The sequence below is a fragment of the Amycolatopsis heterodermiae genome (assembly GCF_034929455.1).
Lineage (GTDB): Bacteria > Actinomycetota > Actinomycetes > Mycobacteriales > Pseudonocardiaceae > Amycolatopsis > Amycolatopsis heterodermiae.
The window spans coordinates 494,245-509,933 of record NZ_JAYFSI010000003.1 but is presented as its reverse complement, the minus strand read 5'-3'; the positions used below and the strand labels follow the sequence as shown (position 1 = coordinate 509,933).

Below are 15,689 nucleotides of genomic sequence, written 5' to 3'. Positions count from 1 at the left end.
GGATGTGGCATGCAGGCCGAGGGCTGCCGGCCACCTCTGCGCCTGCCGCTACAGCTTTAGAATGTGATCTTGATCGACACTGGCTGTTGATGATCATTTTGGCTCACAGTCTGCCAAGGAGTGTGTGTGAGGCTTGCGGGCTAGATTTCGGCACCGTACTCTGCTAGCAATCGATGGAATTCATCCGAAATTTCGGGGTCTATGTCGATCGTCAGGTGAAGGGTGATGTCAACTTCTTCCTCTCTGGCGAGTTTCTCTGTGAGGCTATCGGCGCGGGAGACAAGAACGTTGACAAATTGCCGAATCGTGTCAATTGGCATGTCGCTCATCTTTGCTTCGATCTGCATAAGCTTTCCGAGCTTCTCGTTGTCAACTCCCGAGCCGCGCAGGTTGGCGGCCCACTTCATCAAATCATCGTAGGTGCCAATTAGTCTGTTTGCGATGTGAATAATTCGGTCAGGGTCCCCTGGCTCGCCGAGCTTGCCAAATGCGGCGGTCTGAACATTGGGGGCGAAGAGTCTTGGGATCACCTCAACGGTTCCTTGGACTGAGGTGAAGCTCGCTCGCATTAATCGAAGTGCGTCATGGTCGTCTAATAGCGAGCCGCTCCGTGGTGCGTACTCCACGATGTGATCGTGATACTGCATCTCAAGAGCGTCAATTCCTTGGCGAAGTACTCCGGCGAAGAGGAGGACTTCCCAGCCTGATGGGCGTTCGGCGAGGAGCGTGCTGATGGCTTGTGAGGTTCGAGGGGTGCGGCCGTCGAACCTAGGTGCGGCTGGTGTGCGCTTCTCTCCCAACTTCTTTTTGATCGCGTCAACCACGCCTTCAAGGCCAACTGAGGCTGCGTTCAGGTACCCTATGGTGCTGTGTAGTCCAGGCAGTTCCGAGTCGTCGAGTCGAACTGGAAGAATGTAGGGCGAGCTCTGCTGGAGTGCTCGATCTTGCGCGGTCTGCCGTTCGTGTTTGGTCCACTTCTTCTCGATATAGTGCCGAGAAATAAAAAGAACCGCGTATTGCGCCCGGCGACCGTAGACTTCTTGGAGGAAATCGACAAGATTTTCGCCCCACATGGTGGAGGCGTTGTCCTCGTCGTAGAACACGCTTATTTTGAATTTTTGGAGTTCGCGGACTACATTGCGTACGTATTCTCGGTCTTCTCCTGCAAATGAAACTGCAATGTCATATTCGTAGTCCTTGACTTCAGTCACGTCGTCTCCCGCCGGTGATCGTTGATCGTGGGTCGGAGTGAGACGGTAAGGTGTGACGTAGTTGGTAAAAAAGTTATGGAAATGAAGTGGCAGCCTTTCGGTATCTCGTCGACACGGCACAGCTCAATCACGCTGCGTCAAGGGGGCGTTGTACGCCCGACCGCCGCTTGACTGCACGCTTGCCCCCTTGACGCGGCGTGATAGCTCTCCGGGAAGTCGTCGAGATGCCGGTTGGCCGCACACGGACGTGACCGTCGCGCTCGACCGGCCATCTCGGAGACCTGCCCGTCCGGTGAGGACATTCTCTCCTTCTTGAGCTGCGGCCCCGGTGCAGCCGCCGGCCGGTCGCGCGGGTGTCGGAGGCGAGCCCCGCGCGTGCGGGCCGATAGCGGCGCGGCCCCGGAGGGCTGCCTTGATGAGGTGGCCGATGTACTCGTCGTCCGGCGTACCGCCGCGCTGGCAGGGATGGCCGCCTGATCCGAGACCCTGGGGCCGTGTGACACGTATGTGGCATGCCTCGGGGTTCTCGCTGTTCCGGGCGAACTCCGGGAATGAAAAAAGCCACGTCCACCTGCGTGAACGTGGCTGATCCGGTCGGGCTGACAGGATTCGAACCTGCGACCCCTTGACCCCCAGTCAAGTGCGCTACCAAACTGCGCCACAGCCCGGACCCGCACTTCTCAGTGCGTGTGAGTACTCTAGCGCGCCCCTGAAACGGTCCTGTAACCAGGGTGCCTTGCCCGCCTGACCTGCGGAAACCCGGCAAACGCCGGTGGGTTGAGGGTCAGGCGGGCGAGGCGGGTGCTCACGCTGGGTTGTTCGCGTGGGTCAGGGTCTGCCACGCGACGAACAGGGCGTTCGTGCCGGCCGGTCGCTTGCTCTCCGTCAGGGTCTGCGTGTTGGCCATCGCGATGCCCAGGCGGCCGTGGAGGGCGTTGAAGCCCACCTCCGTCACCGGGCCCAGGCCGCGGTTGACGCTGCCTCCGCAGAGCCACGACGGGACCGCCGTGCCCAGCTCGTACTTCGACTGGAAGCCCAGGGCCTGGCGCAGGCGCTCGCCGACGTCCGTTCCGTACACGTCCTGGCCCTGGATGCGCAGCGTTTCCGCGACGTCCGCGATTGCCGCTATGCCGTATCCCGTGTGGACGAAGTCGCGGCAGGTTTCCTGGGTGAGGCCGTCCACGAACGTGCTCTGGCCCTGCCAGTAGCCGACGATCTGGTCGCGTGTGGACAGGCCGCTGCCCGGGACTGTCTTCGGCAAAGCGCCGTCCGAAGCCAAATATACATAAGCAGCGACGCGGTTGCGGTAGCGGGTCACCGCCTTGTCGAAGTTCGTCTTGTCCTCCAGGAACACCGAGATGCCGACCGCGGCCTCCATCATGGACAGTTCCCAGTTGCCGTTGCTGTTGCTGCCGTTGATGATTTTGTTCAGGTAGACGTTGCGCAGCATCGTGCCGAAGCGGCCCGAGTTCGGCCAGCTCGTGTACGTGTACTTGATGATCTCCGCCGCGCGGGGCCAGGACGAGCCAGCCCAGCCCGTCTGCAGGGGTGCGTTGCTGTTGGTGTGGTTGGTGATCGTCGCCGACCACGCGTCCATCAGGGCAATCGCTTTCTGGGCGTACCGCGCGTCACCCGAGATGTACCAGATCAGGGCGTCCGTGTACGCCGCGATCGCGTCTTCCCGCTCGTCGGTGCAGCCGTTGTTCGGGTTCGAGTACGGGCCGCATTCGACGACCGAACGCGGCTTCGCGGTGCGCGAAAGCGACGCGTACGCACTGGCTTTCGCCTGATCGTAGGCGGCTTTCCACGGCTGGGCGCCGGCGTTCACCTGCGCCTTCACGAAGTCCAGCTGCGGGCGGCTGACCAGCACGCCGGGGTGCGTGAACGTGGCCGGGGCCGCGGGGGCCGGGGTGGCGATCAGGCCCAGGGCGAGCGGGACGGCGGCGGCGAGCGTGACGACTTTCCTCCAGCGGGATGCGGACATGGTTCTCCTCGGGACGACGATGTGAGGTGGATCACCAGCGCGCTGTCTGGACAGTTTTATGGTCCAGACCACCGTCAGTCAAGGGTGCGGAAAGCCTTTCTTCGTGTCGTGAAGGAAAGAAACAGCGAAATGTTCAGCCCGCTGAACGGAAGGTGTTTTCCGTTCAGCGGGCTGAATTGCCGTGCCGCTAGCCGAGACCCGCGCTGACCGCGTTCATCAACGTCCCGGTGTCACCCGACATCTCCCACGCCATCACGCCGAGCAGGCCGCGGGACTTCAGCCAGGTCGTCTTCGCCGCGATGGACCACGCGTCGTCGAACGTCCACCACTGGCCGCCGTTGCCCGTGTAGCACGACGTCGCGACGGCCGCCGTGTCGTGGTAGACCGTGCACCCGGGGACACTCGCGATCAGGTTCGAATACCCGCGCGTGCCCGCTTCCTCGGCGAACTGCCCTGGCGCCGCGCCGGTCGCCGACTGCCATTCGCCGTGCTTCCCGCCGTCCGCGACGCCCTGCCAGCCCCGGCCGTAGAACGCCAGCCCGAGCGTCAGCCGCCGTGGATCTACGCCGGCGTTCGTGTACGCGTTGATCGCCGCTTCGGCGCTGAAATGGAAGTTGTACGGGTCGTCCGCGTCGGCGTACAGGTTGCCCTGGTGGCCGGTGCGGTTCGGCTCCCACGAGTTGTCGCTGCCCGAGCCGTGGAAGTCGTAGCCCTGCACGTTCGCGACGTCCAGGTAGCTGAAGATCTTCGACAGGTCCCAGCCGGACGCCACCTTCGCCGGGTCCGCCGGGGTGAAGGCCTGCAGCTGGTACCGCTTGCCGGTGGTCGCGCCGTACGCGTCCAGCTGCGTGCGGAACTCGGCCATCAGCGCCGTCAGGTTGTTCTTGTCGTTCGGGCTCCAGTGGTTGCCGGGGTGACCGTCGGCGCTGCCGGGCCATTCCCAGTCGATGTCGATGCCGTCGAATATCCCGGCCGCGGTGCCCGGGCCGCCCGCGCCGCCGTAGGACGCGAGGTTGCCCTTGATCCACGTGTCGACGCACGACGAGACGAACTTCTTGCGCGACGCGTCCGTGGCCGCGACGTCCGAGAAGTACTTCGAATACGTCCAGCCGCCCAGGGAAACCAGCACCTTCAGGTTGGGGTGCTTGGCCTTGAGCTTCTTGAGCTGGTTGAAGTTGCCGCGCAGCGCCTCCCAGCCGGTGTCGGCCACGCCGTCGACGGACTGGGCCGCCGCGAACGGTCGCGAGTAGTCGGCCTCGGCGTCGCCGGCGCCGTCACCCTGGCTCGGGTCCTGCGGGTTCGCCGTGGTGCCCTTGGTGACGCCGGAGAGGCACGTCAGGTTCACCGGGTCGATGTTCTCGAACGCGTACAGCAGGTGCGTCAGCTTCGCCGCCGCGCCGGTCGTCTCGAGATTCTTCACGAAGTACTGGCGCCCGTAGATGCCCCACTGCACGAAGTAGCCGACCTTCGCGTAGCCGGACACGATGTCGCCGGTCTTCGCGGTGACGGCGGCGCTCGCCGCGGACACGTTGTCGTAGCCGTCCCGCGCGCGGACGGTGAACGTGTACGAAGTGGACGGTGCCAGCCCGGTCACCACGGCGGACGTCGTCGTCACCGTGGTGGCCAGAGCAGTACCCCGGTAGACGTCGTAGCTGACGACGCCGGTGTTGTCGGTGGACGCGGTCCACGTCAGCGACACCGAGGTCGCGTCGGCCGACGTCGACCGCAGCCCGGTCGGCACGGTGGGTGCCTGCGTGTCGTTCGCCGGGTTGTTCGTCGTGACTGCGAGGGCGGCGCTCGCGGGCGACGCGGTGCCCTTGGAGTCCTTGGCCTTCACCGTGAACGAGTAGGCCGTGTTCGGCGTCAGCCCGCTGATCGTGGCACTGGTGCCGGTCACCGAGGCGGCCAGGGTCGCGCCCTGATAGACGTCATAACCCGTGACCGGCAACGAGCCGGCGGTGGACGCGTTCCAGGCCAGCGCCGCGGTGGTCGTCGTCTTCGCGACCAGGTGCAGATTGGCCGGCGCGCTCGGTGGCGTGTCCGGTGAACCGTCGCAGTTGGCGTTGTCGACGCGGCACTGGGTCGGCGTCGCGGCCGCGCTGAGCCGGAACGTCGGGCTGTACGGGTAGGTGGTGCGGCCCGGCGCCAGCGTCGCGATGTAGTACGCCGGGGTCAGCGTGACCTGGGTGCCGTTCTGCGTCACGGTGCCGTTGTCGCCGGTACTGGCGGTGACGCCGGCGGGCAGCGTGAAGGTGATCGCCCAGTTGCTCACCGACGCGGTTCCGGTGTTGGCGACGGTGTAGGTGCCGGTCGTGCCGCTCAGCGCGAGCGTCGCGGTCAGCGAACCGGCCGCGGCGGCGGGCGGGGCCAGCGCCGCGACGCCGCCCGCGGCTATCAGGAAGGCGGCGAGCGCGGAGCGTAGTCGTACGGGAGTGCGTCTCATGGCGGTTCTCCAAGCGACACGAAGCAGACGAATGTGATGGTCTAGACCACATCCGAATGTAACCCGGTGCCCGGAGATCCACGCACGCCCGAACGGCGGCAACCGTTGTCCGAACGGACTGTTAACGACCCGAGAACGTCGCCTTGCCAGGCCCGTCCGTGAGGAACGACTTCACGGCACCCCGCAGGTCTTCAGTCTCGAACAGCGAAGCCGCGATCGTCGTGATGTGCGCGTTGGCCTCCGGGACGCCACCGGCGGAGAAGTGGTCGAGGACGCGCTTGGTCGCGGCGTGCGCGCGGGTCGGGCCCTCGGCCAGGCGAGCGGCGAACGCCCGGGCCGCGGCGTCGAAGTCCTCGTCCGGCAGGACGCGGTTGACGACGTTCCAGCGCTCCATCGTCGCCGCGTCGTAGGTGTCACCGGTCATGACGAACTCCTTGGCGCGCCCGACACCCGCCCGCGCGGCGAGCCGCTGCGTGCCACCCATGGTCGGCGTCAGGCCGACGACCTTCTCGACCAGCCCGAACTTCGCGCGCGGCGCGGCCAGGATGAGGTCGCAGGCCACCGCGACCTCGAACGCCCAGGTCAGGCACAGGCCGTGCGCGGCGAACACGGTCGGGAACGGCAGCGCGGCGATCCGGTCGGGCACCGCGAGCATCTCGTCGAACAGCACCTTGGCCTCGGCGGGCGAGCCCTGGGCGTCGAACAGCGAGACGTCCACGCCGCCGCTGACGATCTTGCCCTCGGCGCGGATCAGCAGCGCCCGCGCGGGGGTGTCCTCCAGCGTGCCGATGGCGGCGGCGAGGTCGGCTTGCAGGGAAGCCGTGTAGAGGTTCAACGGCGGTGCGTCGATGGTCAGGACGGCGAGCCCGCCGTCGTGGTCGAGGCGGACCTGGTCGGTCATGCTCACCCTGCTTCTTCGGCTTCGACGATGTCGTCCCAATACTGCTGGGCGTCGGGCCGCCAGTCGACGTGTTTGTGATGGAACAGTTCACCGGCTTTCGTCCCGCTCCACTTCGCCGGGAGGAGCTCGGCGGGCAGCTGCGGGTCGAGGAACGGGAACCGCCGCCACTCGTGGACGAGCTCGGTCTGCGCCCGCAGCACCGCGCGGCCGCCCGTCGGGTTCAGGCCGGTGAAGCGGTCGATGAAGTCCTCGTAGCGGTCCTTCAGCTCGGTGAGGTCCCACGATCGGGCGACCATCGTCTCCTGGTCGCCGACCTCGCCGTAGGTCGAGGTGAACGACATGGCCTGCGCCTCGAGGCCCAGGTCGGTGACGATCTGCTGGGCCTCGCGCTGGCGGCTCAGGTCCGGGCTGACCCAGACGCCGGCGACCGGCGAGCCGAAGCCCGCCCAGGTCAGGCGGGTGCGCAGCCGGTGGCGCAGGTCGCGCTTGGCCTCCGGCACGGACACGATCAGCATCAGCCACTGCCCGTTCCACGGGCGCTCTTCGCGGCCGAACGCGTAGATCCGGTCGGCGCCCTCGGTCAGGAGACGGCGGCCCGGCGGCGTCAGCGACCAGCGCACGCGGCGCCCGACGCGTTCGGAGACGACCCAGCCCTCGGCGGCGGAGCGGGCCAGCGCCTGCCGCGCCGACTTCTCCTCGATGTCCAGGATGCCGAGCACCTCGACCAGCATCGACGTCCAGACCGGCTTGTCGCGGGGTAGCGCGTACTCGCCGAGCACGGTCATCAGGAGCGAGCGCGCGCTCGCGTGGCTGACCTCGCGACGGCGGCTGACCGTCGGCCGGGGCGCCGGCACGCGGCCTTCCCTCGCCTTCGGCCTGCGGCCGAGGGTGACCGGGGAAGCGGGCTCGCCCATTCGATGTTCACCGACCTCACTGCTGCGGGGACTGACAACCAAACAGGTTACCCACACTGAGTGATCAAAGCGCCACCGGACACACACAGTCGGTGTCATTTGACCATGATCTGACAGTTCACCACGTGCCCGTAGACTCGGCTACCTCATGAGCGCAACTCTCGTCGCGAAGGACCTGGCCGCGGGCCACGGCGATCGCCTCCTCTTCTCCGGGCTCGATCTGGTGGTCGCGCCGGGTGACGTCGTCGGCCTGGTCGGCGTCAACGGCGCCGGCAAGTCGACGCTGCTGCGGACCCTGGCCGGCCTGGCCAAGCCGGACGACGGCGAGGTCCGGCTGAACCCGCCGACCGCCACCGTCGGGCACCTGCCGCAGGAGCCGGAACGCCGGGAAGGCGAGTCGGTGCGGGCGTTCCTGGCGCGCCGGACCGGCGTCTCGGCGGCGCAGGCCGATCTCGATCGGGCCACCGAAGCGCTCACCGCGGGCGAGGACGGCTCGGACGACCGGTACGCGACCGCGCTCGACCGCTGGCTCGACCTCGGCGGCGCGGACCTCGACGACCGCGCCGGGGAGGTGGCCGCCGACCTCGGCCTGGACGTCGACCTCGACCAGCTGATGACGTCGCTCTCGGGCGGCCAGGCCGCGCGCGCCGGCCTGGCGTCGCTGCTGCTGAGCCGCTACGACGTCTTCCTGCTCGACGAGCCGACCAACGACCTCGACCTGGACGGCCTCGCGCGGCTGGAGCGGTTCGTCACCGGCCTGCGGTCGGCGACGGTCCTGGTCAGCCACGACCGCGAGTTCCTGGCCCGCACGGTCGACCGGGTCGTCGAGCTGGACCTGGCCCAGCAGCAGGTCAACACCTACGGCGGCGGCTACGAGGCCTACCTGGAGGAGCGCGAGGTCGCCCGGCGGCACGCCCGCGAGGACTACGAGGAGTTCGCCGGCACCAAGGCCGCGCTCGAGGCGCGCGGGCGGATGCAGCGCGGCTGGATGGAGAAGGGCGTCAAGAACGCCCGCCGCAAGGCGCCCGACAACGACAAGATCGGCCGCAAGTTCCGCAGCGAGGCCACCGAGAAGCAGGCGTCGAAGGCACGGCAGACCGAGCGGATGATCGAGCGCCTCGACGTCGTCGAAGAGCCCCGCAAGGAGTGGGAGCTGCGGATGGAGATCGCCGCGGCCCCGCGCGCGGGCGCGGTCGTCGCCACCCTGCGCGGCGCGGTCGTCCGGCGCGGCGGGTTCACCCTCGGGCCGGTCGACCTGCAGGTGGACTGGGCGGACAAGATCGCCATCACGGGCGCGAACGGCGCCGGGAAGTCGACCCTGCTCGCGCTGATGCTCGGACGGCTCGCCCCGGACGAAGGCACCGCGGCGCTCGGCTCCGGCGTCGTGGTCGGCGAGGTCGACCAGGCGCGCCGCCTGTTCCTCGACGACGTCCCGCTCGCGGACGCCTTCGCGCGGCTGGTCCCGGAGCTGCCCGACGCCGAGGTCCGGACGCTACTGGCGAAGTTCGGGCTCAAGGCCGCGCACGTGCTGCGGTCCGCCGCGACGCTGTCGCCGGGGGAGCGGACCCGCGCGGCCCTGGCGCTGCTGCAGGCCCGCGGCGTCAACCTGCTGGTGCTCGACGAGCCGACCAACCACCTCGACCTGCCCGCGATCGAGCAGCTCGAGGCGGCGCTCGACCGCTACCCGGGCACGCTGCTGCTGGTGACGCACGACCGCCGGATGCTCGACGCGGTGCACGTCACGCGCCGGTTCGAGGTCGGCGACGGCAAGGTCCGCGAGCTGTGATCCTCCGCGAGGCGACTCGCGAGGACGCCGACTTCCTGGCCGACATGCTCGTCGAGGCGGTGAACTGGTCGCCCGAGTGGAAGCGCAAGAGCAAGCGGCGGGTGCTGGCCGCGCCGAACACCGCGCACTACGTCACCGGGTGGCCGTTGGACGGCGACCTGGGCGTGGTCGCCGAGGTGGACGGCGCATCCGTCGGGGCGGCTTGGCTGCGTTTCTTCACGGCGGACGACCCGGGGTACGGGTTCGTCGCCGCCGACGTCCCCGAGTTGTCCCTCGGCGTGGTGGCCGCTCGGCGCGGGCGGGGCGTCGGCCGTGCGCTGATGCGGGCCGTCGAGGACCGGGCTCGTACGGCGGGCATCGAGCGGATCAGCCTGAGCGTCGAACGGAAGAACTTCGCGCAGCGGCTGTACCTGGCGGAGGGCTACGAGGTCGTCGGCGCGGGTTCGGCGGACTCCGACACCATGGTCAAGGTCGTGAGTGTTTAGGAGGGTTAGAACCCTTCTAAACACTCACGACCCGGCCACAGTGTCAGGGACGGTCGGTGAGGTACCCGCCCATGGTCGTGAAGTACTCCGCCGCTGGCAGCTCGGTGCCGTCGGCCGTGCGGACCCGCTCCACCAGGAGGCCGGGGGACTGGCCGCGCCGGGCACCCGGGCCTGCCACGATCACCACGCCGTCACCCTCCTTGATGAAGACGCGGCCCGGGGTTCCGCCGTAGTGGCCCTGCGAGACCGACGCCTTCGTGATCCGCAGCTGGTCGCCGCGGTGGTAGGCGAACGCGTTCGGGTACGGGTCGGACTGGGCGCGCACCAGCCGCTCGATGTCCTCGACCGGTGACGTCCAGTCGATCAGGCTGTCGCGCGCGGCGCGCTTGTGGAAGAAGCTGGCCTTCGAGCGGTCCTGCGGCACCGGCGTGTAGCCCGTCTCGATGAGCCGGATCGCCTCGGCGGTGATCGGCGCGATGAGATCCACGGTGCGGTGGAACAGGTCCGTCGTCGTGTCGGCCGGGCCGACCGGGATCGCGCGCTGCAGCACGATGTCGCCCGCGTCCAGCTCGCCGTCCATCATGTGGGCGGTGACGCCGACCTCGGGCTCGCCGTTGATCAGCGCCCAGATCAGCGGGGAGAACCCCGCGTAGGACGGCAGCAGCGAGTCGTGGATGTTGAGGGTGCCGTGGCGCGGCAGGTCGAAGATCTCCGGCGGCAGCCAGGTGCGCCAGTTGTTCGCCACGATCAGGTCGAGGTCGGCCGTCTTCAGCTCGGCCAGCAGCTCGTCGTCGTCCGGGCGGTTGCGGAGCAGGACGCGGATGCCGTTCTCCTCGGCCAGATCGGCGACGGAGTCGGCCCAGATCCGCTCGTACGCGTGGTCGCTCTTCGGGTGCGTGACCACCAGTGCGACCTCGTGACCCGCGTCGATGAGCGCTTGGAGGGTCCGGTGCCCCCAGGTCTGGTAGCCGAACATCGCCACGCGCATTCGAGAGTGCCTTTCCGTAGTCGGGGGACGAACATCACCACGAACGTACTAGGCGAGGCTCGCCTAAGTTAGGTTAGGGTTCCCTGAACGTTACCGGAGTGTGCGAGGGAGCGACATGACTGCAGAGGCCGGCGAACAGGTCCCGATCTACGACGTCGTCGGGGTGGGTTTCGGGCCTTCGAACCTGGCCCTCGCGATCGCGCTGGCCGAGCACAACGCCGGGCAGGGGGAGCCGGTGACCGCGCACTTCCTGGAGCGCCAGCCCCGCTTCGGCTGGCACCGCGGGATGCTGATCGACACCGCGACCATGCAGGTCTCCTTCCTCAAGGACCTGGTCACCATGCGGAACCCGACCAGCGAGTTCAGCTTCCTGAACTACCTGCACGCGGCCGGGCGGCTCGTGGACTTCATCAACCACAAGAACCTGTTCCCGCTGCGCGTCGAGTTCCACGACTACTTCGAGTGGGCGGCCGCGAAGGTCGACGACGTCGTCTCGTACGGCACCGAAGTCGTGTCCGTGAAGCCGGTCCACGACGGCGACGCGGTCGAGTTCTTCGACGTCGAGACCTCCGACGGCAGTTCGCTCCGGGCCCGGAACCTGGTGATGGGCACCGGTTTGCGGCCGCAGCTGCCCGAGGGCGTCACCGCGGGCGAGCGGATCTGGCACAACAGCGAGCTGCTCTTCCGCGTCGAACGCCTGCGCGCCACCGAGCCGAAGCGGTTCGTCGTGGTCGGCGCCGGGCAGAGCGCCGCCGAGGTCGCCGCGCTGCTGCACGACGAGTTCCCGCACACCGAGATCTGCGCGGTGTTCGCGCGCTACGGCTACAGCCCGGCCGACGACAGTTCCTTCGCCAACCGGATCTTCGACCCGGAGGCCGTCGACCAGTTCTACCGCGCGGGCGAGCTGGTCAAGGACCGCCTGATGCGCTACCACGGCGCGACGAACTACTCGGCCGTCGACGTCGAGCTGATCGACGAGCTCTACCGGCGCGTCTACCGCGAGAAGGTGCTGGGCGTGGAACGCCTGCGGCTGTTCAACGTCTCGCGCCCGGTCGAGGTGGACGACTCGGGAACGGTGCGGATCGAGTCCCTGACGACGGGTACGCAGACGCTGCTGGAGGCCGACGCGGTGGTGTACGCGACGGGCTACCGGCCGGCGGACCCGACCCCGCTGCTGGGCGAGCTGGGCGCACGCTGCCTGCGCGACGGCGAAGGCCGCCTGCGCGTGGAGCGCGACTACCGGCTCACGACGGAGTCCCCCCTGCGCGGCGGGATTTACCTGCAGGGCGGCACCGAGCACACGCACGGCATCACGTCGTCGCTGCTGTCCAACACCGCGGTGCGCGTGGGCGAGATCCTGCAGTCCATTGTGGACCGGCGGGCGGCGCCGCTGCCGCGGCAGGGGGAGTACGCGGTCAGCGCGCGGTGAGCTGCTCCCGGAGGATGTCGCCGTGCCCGGCGTGCCGGGCGAACTCCTCGATCAGGAACAGGTAGACGAACCGGAGGCTGACCTCGCCGACGACCGGGTGCGTCCACGTGTCGCCGAGTTCGAAGCGGGCCGCGATCTCGCGTGAGCGGGTGCTGGTCCGCTCGTACTCGGCGATCACGTCCGCCAGCGTCTCGTCGTCCGAGACGGCGAACCCGGCGTCGCCAGGGGTCGCGTGACCGTCGCACTCGGCTTCGTCCAGGCCGAGCACGAGCCGCTGGAACCAGCGGCGTTCGGCGACGGCGGCGTGCTTGACCAACCCGATCGGCGTGGTCAGGGACGAGACCAGCCGCCGCCGGGCGTCGGCTTCGGACAGGCCCCGCGCGGTCTCGACGAGCGCGAGCCGGTTGCGGTCGAGCATCGCCTCGAGCAGGGAACGCTCGGGGCCGGTGGTCTTTTCGGGCAGCACGAACATGGCTCTGCTTCCTGGAGGGGAGTGGCCGGACGGACCCCGGGACGTCACGAGGCGGGCCGAGCCCAGGATAGCGCTAGTCGAGCGGCGCCGGGTGGTGGCGGCTGATCGGGATCACCATCGGTGTCCCGCTCACCGGGTCCGGGGTGATCCGGCAGCGGACGTCGAAGACCTCTTCGACCAGCTCCTCGGTGATCACCTCGACCGGCTTGCCCGAGGCGGCGATCCGGCCGGCCTTCATCGCGATCACGTGGTCGGCGTAGCGGCAGGCCTGCGGCAGGTCGTGCAGCACCATCACCACCGTGCGGCCCTCGTCGCGGTTGAGGTCGACGACCAGGTCGAGCACGTCGATCTGGTGCGCCAGGTCCAGGTAGGTCGTCGGCTCGTCCAGCAGCAGCACCGGCGTGCCCTGCGCGACGGCCATCGCGATCCACGCGCGCTGGCGCTGGCCGCCGGACAGCTCGTCCACGGGCCGGTCGGCCAGCTCGGTCATCCCGGTGGCCGCCAGCGCGTCGTGCACCGCGCCTTCGTCCGAAGTGGACCACTGGCGCCACCAGCTCTGGTGCGGCGCGCGGCCGCGGCCGACGAGGTCGGCCACCGTCATGCCCTCCGGCGCCACCGGGGACTGCGGGAGGATGCCGAGGCGCTGGGCGACTTCGCGGGTCGGCAGGTCGTGGATGGACCGGCCGTCGAGGAACACCCCGCCGGACTTCGGGGTGAGCAGCCGGGCGATGGTGCGCAGCAGCGTCGACTTCCCGCAGGCGTTGGCGCCGATGATCGCCGTGATCTCACCCGGCGGGACGTCGAGGTCGAGGCCGTCGATGACGACCCGGTCGTCGTAGGCGACCCGGAGGTCCTGCACTCGCAGGGACGGTGTCATGTGCTCAGCCTCCGGAGCCGGATCGGTTGGCCCTGGCCAGCAGCCAGAGCAGGAGCGGGGCGCCGAGGACGCCGGTGACGATGCCGACCGGCAGCGCGGACGCGGTGATCTCGCGCGCGATGATGTCGCTGCCCAGCACCACGACCGCGCCGGTGAGCGCGGACGCCGTGATCGGCGGGGACGACAGCCGCGCCAGCCGCTGCGCGATCTGCGGTGCCGTCAGGGCGACGAACGAGATCGGGCCCGCCGACGCCGTCGCGAACGCGACCAGCCCCGCGCCGGCCAGCAGCAACCCCAGCCGCACCGGCTGCACCGGCGTGCCGAGCCCGGCCGCCACGTCGTCGCCGAGCAGCAGCGTGCTCATCCACCGCGACAGCGCCAGCACCACCGGCAGCAGCACCAGCAGTGCGCACAGCAGCGGGATCACGTGCTCCCAGCCGCGGTTGGCGAGGTTGCCGACCATCCAGCCGATCGCGGCTTGGGCCTCGGTGATCTGCGCCCGGCTGAGCAGGTAGTCGGTCAGGCTGGTGCACATCGCGAAGATCCCGATGCCCACCAGCAGGATCCGGTAGCCGGTCGTGCCGCGCCGCCACGCGAGCGCGTACACCAGCAGGGCGGTGAAGAGCCCGCCGAACAGGCCGAGCGTGGTCGTGCCGAGGCCGCCGCCGAAGCCGAACGAGATCCCGGCGACCACGGCCGTGGCCGCGCCCGCGTTGATGCCGATCATGTCCGGGCTGGCCAGCGGGTTGCGCGTGATCGTCTGGAACACCGCGCCGGACGCGCCGAACGCGATGCCGGCCAGCAGCCCGGTGAGGGCGCGGGGCAGCCGCAGTTCCTGCACGATGTAGCCGTTTCCGCTGTCGCTGCCGCCGAAGAGGCCGGACAGGACGTCGGACACGCTCATCGGGACGTCGCCGATCGTCATGCCCACGCAGAACAGGACGAACGTCAGCACGGCGAGGACGAGGCAGACGGTCAGCAGCCGCGGCCGGAAGCGGCCCGACACCGGCGGTGTCGTCAGCCGGAAGGTGCGTCGCGCTTGCAGCAAGGCCATGTCACGCCTCCGCGAGCTTGCGACGGCGGACCAGGTAGATGAAGAACGGCGCGCCGAGGAACGCCACGATCACACCGGCCCGGATCTCGCTGGGGCGCGCCAGGATCCGGCCGAGGATGTCGGCGGCCAGCAGCAGGCAGGGCGCGAGCACCGCGGTGTAGGGCAGCAGCCAGCGGTGGTCCGGGCCGATGACGAACCGCACCGCGTGCGGGACGATCAGGCCGAGGAACACGATCGGCCCGGCGACGGCGACGGCCGCGCCGGTCAGCAGGGTGATCGCCAGCGCGCCGCGCAGCCGCAGCGCGCCGAGCCTGCGGCCGAGCGCGATCGCGACGTCGTCGCCGAGGGCGAGGCTGTTCAGTGCCGGGCCGCTCGCGATCGCCAGCACCACGCCGATCACGAGGAACGGCAGGACCTGCAGCAGTGCTGAGCTGTCGACGCCGGCGAGGGAGCCTGCGGACCAGAAGCGGTAGCGGTTGAGGGCCACCGGGTCCGACAGCACCATCGCGCTGGTGAACGACGCGAGCAACGCCGTGACGGCGGCCCCGGCGAGCGCGAGCTTCACCGGGCTGGACCCGGCCCGGCCGCGCGTACCGAGGAAGTAGACGACCGTCGTCGCGGCCAGCGCCCCGGCGAAGGCGAACCAGATGTAGCCGTAGGCCGAGCTGACGCCGAGCACGGTGATCGAGAACACGATGGCGAACGCGGCCCCGGCGCTGACCCCGAGCAGGCCCGGGTCGGCCAGGGGATTGCGCGTCAGCGCCTGCATCACGCAGCCGGCGAGGCCGAGGCCGGCGCCCACCAGCACCGCGAGGAGCGTCCGCGGCATCCGGACACTGTGGATGATCACGGCGTCCGCGGAGCCGTCGTTGTGCCACAGCACCTGCCAGACGGCGCCGAACGAGATCTCCTTCGAACCCAGCCAGACGCTCAGCAGGCACAGCAGAACGAGGACCGCGAGGGCGGCGAGGAAACCGATCGCGCGGCCCGTGTGTGGCGGGCGTCGCGTGAGAGCGATACCTCCGGGGTCTGTTCGCACCGCACCTCCGACTGGTACCCGTTTTAGGTAAGGCTAACCGATGGTACAGGAGTGCATCCTTACCCAAGGTTTGTTAGGTTCACCTAAGTTCGCACCCCGATCGGGG

Annotated in this window: 13 protein-coding genes and 1 tRNA gene; 3 read left to right on the top strand and 11 right to left on the bottom strand. The window is 69.0% G+C overall.

Annotated elements, in window-relative coordinates; translation table 11 throughout:
• Positions 1-140: 140 nt before the first annotated feature.
• The 6 genes from VA596_RS18190 to VA596_RS18165 all read right to left on the bottom strand — a co-directional run bounded on the left by VA596_RS18190 (position 141) and on the right by VA596_RS18165 (position 7,453).
• Positions 141-1,211 carry a toll/interleukin-1 receptor domain-containing protein gene (locus VA596_RS18190; protein ID WP_323328626.1) on the bottom strand — a complete coding sequence of 357 codons (1,071 nt, stop codon included), beginning with the start codon at positions 1,209-1,211 and terminating at the stop codon, positions 141-143.
• Between the two features lie 594 nt (positions 1,212-1,805).
• Positions 1,806-1,879: transfer RNA gene (locus VA596_RS18185), tRNA-Pro, on the bottom strand.
• A gap of 137 nt (positions 1,880-2,016) precedes the next feature.
• Complete coding sequence (locus VA596_RS18180) at positions 2,017-3,195, bottom strand: alginate lyase family protein (RefSeq protein ID WP_323328624.1); 1,179 nt, start codon at positions 3,193-3,195, stop codon at positions 2,017-2,019.
• Between the two features lie 187 nt (positions 3,196-3,382).
• Positions 3,383-5,638 carry a glycosyl hydrolase family 18 protein gene (locus tag VA596_RS18175; RefSeq protein ID WP_323328622.1) on the bottom strand — a complete coding sequence of 752 codons (2,256 nt, stop codon included), beginning with the start codon at positions 5,636-5,638 and terminating at the stop codon, positions 3,383-3,385.
• A 121-nt stretch (positions 5,639-5,759) separates the two neighbouring features.
• Entirely contained in the window at positions 5,760-6,539 is a 780-nt protein-coding gene (locus VA596_RS18170; RefSeq protein WP_323328620.1) for an enoyl-CoA hydratase/isomerase family protein, read from the bottom strand.
• 2 nt (positions 6,540-6,541) lie between these two features.
• On the bottom strand, positions 6,542-7,453 hold the full coding sequence (locus tag VA596_RS18165) for a PaaX family transcriptional regulator (RefSeq protein WP_410171893.1): 912 nt from the start codon (positions 7,451-7,453) through the stop codon (positions 6,542-6,544).
• A gap of 148 nt (positions 7,454-7,601) precedes the next feature.
• On the opposite strand from VA596_RS18165, the gene VA596_RS18160 reads away from it, so the two are divergent.
• Both VA596_RS18160 and VA596_RS18155 read left to right on the top strand, forming a co-directional pair.
• Positions 7,602-9,239 (top strand): ABC-F family ATP-binding cassette domain-containing protein, encoded by a 1,638-nt coding sequence (locus VA596_RS18160; protein ID WP_323328618.1) that lies wholly within the window; start codon positions 7,602-7,604, stop codon positions 9,237-9,239.
• Entirely contained in the window at positions 9,236-9,724 is a 489-nt protein-coding gene (locus VA596_RS18155; RefSeq protein WP_323328616.1) for a GNAT family N-acetyltransferase, read from the top strand. The genes VA596_RS18160 and VA596_RS18155 overlap by 4 nt, the downstream gene beginning before the upstream one ends.
• 43 nt (positions 9,725-9,767) lie before the next feature.
• Here the strand turns inward: VA596_RS18155 and VA596_RS18150 are convergent, their stop codons facing one another.
• The gene (locus VA596_RS18150) at positions 9,768-10,712 is read right to left on the bottom strand and encodes a methionyl-tRNA formyltransferase (RefSeq protein ID WP_323328614.1); all 945 of its coding nucleotides are present in this window, start codon (positions 10,710-10,712) and stop codon (positions 9,768-9,770) included.
• A gap of 115 nt (positions 10,713-10,827) precedes the next feature.
• On the opposite strand from VA596_RS18150, the gene VA596_RS18145 reads away from it, so the two are divergent.
• Entirely contained in the window at positions 10,828-12,141 is a 1,314-nt protein-coding gene (locus tag VA596_RS18145) for a lysine N(6)-hydroxylase/L-ornithine N(5)-oxygenase family protein (protein WP_323328612.1), read from the top strand.
• Here the strand turns inward: VA596_RS18145 and VA596_RS18140 are convergent.
• The 4 genes from VA596_RS18140 to VA596_RS18125 form a co-directional block, all read right to left on the bottom strand.
• Positions 12,128-12,613: a DinB family protein gene (locus VA596_RS18140; protein WP_323328610.1), complete on the bottom strand. Its 486-nt coding sequence runs from the start codon at positions 12,611-12,613 to the stop codon at positions 12,128-12,130. The genes VA596_RS18145 and VA596_RS18140 overlap by 14 nt on opposite strands.
• A 73-nt stretch (positions 12,614-12,686) precedes the next feature.
• Entirely contained in the window at positions 12,687-13,490 is an 804-nt protein-coding gene (locus VA596_RS18135) for an ABC transporter ATP-binding protein (protein WP_323328608.1), read from the bottom strand.
• A gap of 4 nt (positions 13,491-13,494) precedes the next feature.
• Positions 13,495-14,544, bottom strand: a complete 1,050-nt coding sequence (locus VA596_RS18130) for a FecCD family ABC transporter permease (protein ID WP_323328606.1) — start codon at positions 14,542-14,544, stop codon at positions 13,495-13,497.
• A 1-nt stretch (position 14,545) separates the two neighbouring features.
• Positions 14,546-15,583 carry a FecCD family ABC transporter permease gene (locus tag VA596_RS18125; RefSeq protein WP_323328604.1) on the bottom strand — a complete coding sequence of 346 codons (1,038 nt, stop codon included), beginning with the start codon at positions 15,581-15,583 and terminating at the stop codon, positions 14,546-14,548.
• Positions 15,584-15,689 lie beyond the last annotated feature (106 nt).

What these genes read in the sequence shown, in the direction of transcription:
- VA596_RS18180 (WP_323328624.1), bottom strand. Translation starts at nt 3,195, where the DNA reads ATGTCCGCATCCCGCTGGAGGAAAGTCGTCACGCTCGCCGCCGCCGTC.
- VA596_RS18175 (WP_323328622.1), bottom strand. Translation starts at nt 5,638, where the DNA reads ATGAGACGCACTCCCGTACGACTACGCTCCGCGCTCGCCGCCTTCCTG.
- VA596_RS18170 (WP_323328620.1), bottom strand. Translation starts at nt 6,539, where the DNA reads ATGACCGACCAGGTCCGCCTCGACCACGACGGCGGGCTCGCCGTCCTG.
- VA596_RS18165 (WP_410171893.1), bottom strand. Translation starts at nt 7,453, where the DNA reads ATGGGCGAGCCCGCTTCCCCGGTCACCCTCGGCCGCAGGCCGAAGGCG.
- VA596_RS18160 (WP_323328618.1), top strand. Translation starts at nt 7,602, where the DNA reads ATGAGCGCAACTCTCGTCGCGAAGGACCTGGCCGCGGGCCACGGCGAT.
- VA596_RS18150 (WP_323328614.1), bottom strand. Translation starts at nt 10,712, where the DNA reads ATGCGCGTGGCGATGTTCGGCTACCAGACCTGGGGGCACCGGACCCTC.
- VA596_RS18145 (WP_323328612.1), top strand. Translation starts at nt 10,828, where the DNA reads ATGACTGCAGAGGCCGGCGAACAGGTCCCGATCTACGACGTCGTCGGG.
- VA596_RS18140 (WP_323328610.1), bottom strand. Translation starts at nt 12,613, where the DNA reads ATGTTCGTGCTGCCCGAAAAGACCACCGGCCCCGAGCGTTCCCTGCTC.
- VA596_RS18135 (WP_323328608.1), bottom strand. Translation starts at nt 13,490, where the DNA reads ATGACACCGTCCCTGCGAGTGCAGGACCTCCGGGTCGCCTACGACGAC.
- VA596_RS18130 (WP_323328606.1), bottom strand. Translation starts at nt 14,544, where the DNA reads ATGGCCTTGCTGCAAGCGCGACGCACCTTCCGGCTGACGACACCGCCG.